The following is a 3,426-nucleotide window of genomic DNA, read 5'->3' as shown; positions in this document are numbered from 1 at the left end:
TACCAATGGGGTTTAACAGTAACCAAATTAATGAGGTTGTTAATGATAATCACGACAGTGGAAAAACATGGAATAGCCATACACATGTTTTGTTATTTAATAGAGACGAGTTGAAGATTGAAGAACTCCAAAACCAACAGATAAACTCTCTTGTGTTTGAAAAAGATTTCCCAAGCACATTCACCTTCAACGGTTACCATTTCGAGGTAGCATATATCAACAAATCACAAATTGATCTCAGAAAAAATTTTCTGTATTTAGATGCTCAAAAAATCACTTTCCCTATTACCATTAGAACATGGAATCATGGTGATAGTTTCAGGCCTCTAGGCATGCAAACCCATAAAAAGATAAGTGATTTTTTTATAGATAATAAGATAGATCTATTCGAAAAAACAAAACTTCCTATTGTGTGTAATGACCATAATATAATTGCCGTTGTTCCTTACCGCATTGATGATAGATACAAAATAACAGATAGCACCAACAACATTCTAAGGTTAAAAGTTACACAATAAAAAAGTCCGTTTCAATGAAACGGACTTTTTTGTACTATGTGTTGTGATTAGCTAACTACTTCACGGTAACACGTTGTGTGTATTGTTTGCCGTTGTTGGTTAACTGCAATAAGTAGATACCTGATGGTAATCCTTCTGCATTTATCTCCGCTGTTTTACCACTCATCGTTATGCTTTCGCTGTATACTTTGGCGCCTAATACATTGTATAAGGTTACCTCTGTTTTACCTGTCATCGTTTCTTTGCTACTGATGGTAAACTTACCATTGCTTGGGTTGGGATAAGTGCTTAACGTTTGACTCTGTTGTACATCATTTAAGCCCGTTCTAAAGTCTACATATATACGTCTGCGGGCTTTGTTCGATTGGTTGTTTGATGGATCGATTAACTGATAAGTTATCTCTTTCCAGCCGCGTGTGCCTCCGTAATATTTACCCGTTACAGGATCTACATTTAATGTTGTGGTTTTTTGTAACAATGGTAACAAGTCGTCTGCATTGTAGTAGTTATCCGTTATGCGTACTTCGTTTGCCATCTCAAACGTATCATTCCATACCAATTCAAATGGATCCCCTCCCAATAACTCTATCACCGGTGCTATGCGGTCTACCACATTTACTTGTCTTACCACACTCGTTGAGTTGTTGGCTCCATCTCTTACTGTGTATGTTATCGTGTAGCTGCCCAACTTGTTTACATCTACATTGTTGTCTACTATACGTATCAAACTGTTCTCTGAGTAATAGTTGTCGCTTGCACTTACGCCCGCATCTTCATAGTTCTGGTTGTATACATCTACTACCAATGGGTTAGAGCCTAATAAACTTACTACAGGAGATATCGTGTCTTGTACATCTATTTGTACTTGAGTTAATGGTGTACAGTTATTTAATGGATCGCACAACCTAACTTGTATAAAGTAACTACCCGGTACCGAAACGTTTGGTGAACCTATTTGCGTTAACGTTAATTGGTCTATCGCAAAGTAACCGTCAGATCTGGGTATTCCTGATCCCGTTATGTATGGCGTGTTTATCTGGTGTTTGATTACTCCATTTATAATTAGGGTGGGCGTGGTGGTTTTTCTTACAATTACAACACGCGTTTTCTCTCCCGTAAACCCAAACGCATCGCGTACACTGTAGTTTACGTAGTATGTGCCTATGTAAGCCGTATCTACCATACCGATGCGTATGATCCGGTCGCTGATGCTATCGCCTACATTATCTACCGCTACCGCTCCTTGGTCTGTGTAACTTTGCATTCTTGCTTCTACATATACCGTATCAGGGCCTTTCAACGTTACCGTTGGGCCTACCTGATTGATCTCTACCTGGATTGTTCTTTCTATCGTATCGCTTATGTTACCATACAAGTCTTTTACCCAATATCTTGCCTTGTAAACACCTACTGTGCTCATGTTGATGTTATTGCTTGTCTCGTATCTTGAGCTGATATCGCCTTCGCGGTTATCTATTGCTACTACGCCCGGGTCAACATATATCGCACCGCGCTGTACCCTATGTACACTTGCGCCTTTTAAATTGATGCTTGGTGGTAACAAGTCTAAACCTATCTCTACTGCATAATCTTCAAAGCATCCCGCACGAGCCTTATCCGGGGTTAACGTGGTTCCGCCTTCACTTACTCCTATTCTTAAACGAGTTACCCTTCCTGGGGCTATATCGTTCGGTATCATAAACGTGCTACTGCCCACCAAGTTCGTACCATTGCTTTCGCTTAGTATCAACTCTCCTTGGTCTATAAAGTCTGCATCTAAGTTAAAGTCTATCCACGCTTTGCGTTCCATCGGTGTTTCTGCCGTTGGACGCATTACTTCTAATTTATAGTTTACGCCTCGGTATAATACTCCTCGTTTGATGTTATACAAGGCTGTATATGTTGGTGTTTTTAATGCTGTAGTTGTATCTACGCCTTCAAAAACTACACGTGTTATACCTACATCACTTGCATTCGCTATTGGGAAGTCCGTGTTGGGTTGGTTGTATGCCAACACATCTATATAGAAAAAGCGTTCCAATGAGTCTACTCCAAAGCTGTTTCTCGCTACTAACCTTACTGCATATTTACCCGGTGAGGTTAACATAAATATCGGGTGTTGGCTGCTTGAGTCTGTACCTGATACATACAATATGTTTTTAGGGCTGATTTCCCATCTCCATTGGTTAGGGCCATTACGGCTAATATCTCGTAATCGGAACGTATCCGTGGTAAAACCGGCAGGGCGTGGACTGCTAAAGTCAGCTATTGGACGCGTTTGTACCGGTTGTACTATTAAGCGTTTGCAATAAGTAGAACTTCCTTTACAGTTGCTTGCTCGTACGCATACATCACGTAACAACGGTGCTACCGTGGTAAACGTAAAGTTTGCTCCGTTGCCACTCGTATGGTCGTTATAAATACCATCTCCGTTTACATCCCATGTATACGTTACTATACCTTGACCTATAGTACCATTCGTGTATGATACTTTTTGACCTGAGTATACCGTATCTGCACAGGTAAACAATGCATTGGGTGCACTGTAGGTGGCCGGGACACTCGTCCATCTGATTACTATTCCACTATCGCCAACTGCTGCATTTTGTGGTGAGCCTAATTGCCATTGCATATATAACCGACCACTATTCGCTACTAGCGTGCGTACGCTATCAGGTAAGTTACCTCCGCCTAGTTTTCTTAATATAGCTCCACTTGGGCCTCCGTTACGGAAGATTATCGTGTCTTGATTTCTTAATCTGAAGCGCTCTAAGTAAGCCGTTACACTCGATGCACATGGGTCGATCGTATAATAACAGTTTCCCATTATACTTGGGAAGTAGGGCTGATTGGGGCCTCCGTTATCATACACATATCCTTCCGGTTGCGTACTCATCGTATCTCCTGC

The 3,426-nt window shown here is 41.1% G+C and carries 2 protein-coding genes; one reads left to right on the top strand and one right to left on the bottom strand.

The features are described from left to right. Positions 1–518 (top strand): tRNA lysidine(34) synthetase TilS (gene tilS, locus F9K33_16460; GenBank protein KAB2877402.1); only part of this gene is annotated, 518 nt, incomplete at its 5' end. Positions 519–573: 55 nt separating this feature from the next. Here tilS and F9K33_16455 read toward each other — a convergent pair. Continuing rightward, positions 574–3,414, bottom strand: a complete 2,841-nt coding sequence (locus tag F9K33_16455; GenBank protein ID KAB2877401.1) for a DUF5011 domain-containing protein — start codon at positions 3,412–3,414, stop codon at positions 574–576. Positions 3,415–3,426: the final 12 nt, after the last annotated feature.

This window comes from bacterium (assembly GCA_008933615.1).
GTDB lineage: Bacteria > CLD3 > CLD3 > SB21 > SB21 > SB21.
The sequence above is the reverse complement of the archived record's forward strand: the minus strand, read 5'-3'. Positions and strand labels throughout refer to the sequence as shown.